1 protein-coding gene is annotated in these 824 nt (G+C 68.0%); it reads right to left on the reverse strand.

The features are described 5' to 3' along the window. Window positions 1-824 (reverse strand): ABC transporter substrate-binding protein (locus tag IC66_RS0137785; protein WP_038951045.1); only part of this gene is annotated, 824 nt, incomplete at both ends.

Genomic DNA, 824 nt, shown 5'->3' on the forward strand with positions numbered 1-824 from the left:
TTCTCGCTCGCATACCAGCCGGCGACCTTGCCCTCGCCGCGGATGTTGGTGTTGCCGGCCGGGTTGAGCCAGTCGATGCCCTGCCAATTGCCGACCGCCGCGCTCCAGCCGCCCTGCCCGACCGGATCCTTCTTGAGCTGGCGCTGTAGCACGACGGCGAAATCGAGCCCGGCATATTCGACGTTCATGCCGGCCTTGCGCAAGCTATCGACCGCGATCTCGCCGAGCGGCTTCTGCGCCAACGAATTGGTGGGCACGAGCACCACGATCTTCTCGCCCTTGTAGCCGGCCGCCTTCAGGTCGGCCTTGACCCTGGCATAGTCGCGGGCCCCGCGGAACACATCGAGGCCGACCTCGCTCGCCATCGGCGTACCGGGCGCGAAGTAGCCGATCGGCGAGACCTGAAAGGCGGGATCGACACCGGCCACCGCCGTCATGAACGCGGACTGGTCGATCGCACCGACCAGCGCGCGGCGGAGGGCGGGATTGTCGAACGGCGGCTGCAGATGATTGAGCCGCAGCATGCAGGCGTAACCGCGGGGATCAAGAATGCGCGTCTCGATGTCACCGGCAGCCTTGATCACCGGCAACAGATCGTGCGGCGTGGTCTCCTGCCAGTCCTGCTCGCCGGTCTGCAGCGCGGCGACGCCGGTGCCGGCATCGGGCGTGGTGGTCCAGACCACGCGGTCGTAGTGCACGATCTTCGGGCCCGCAGTCCAATCCGGCTTGCCGTCGGTGCGGGGCTGATAGCGCTCGAATTTGGCGTAGGCGTTGCGCGCGCCCTGCACGCGCTCGTCGGCGAGGTAGCGGAACGGGCCGCTGCC

Origin of the sequence: Bradyrhizobium genomosp. III (assembly GCF_000261705.1) — a bacterium.
Lineage (GTDB): Bacteria > Pseudomonadota > Alphaproteobacteria > Rhizobiales > Xanthobacteraceae > Bradyrhizobium > Bradyrhizobium ottawaense.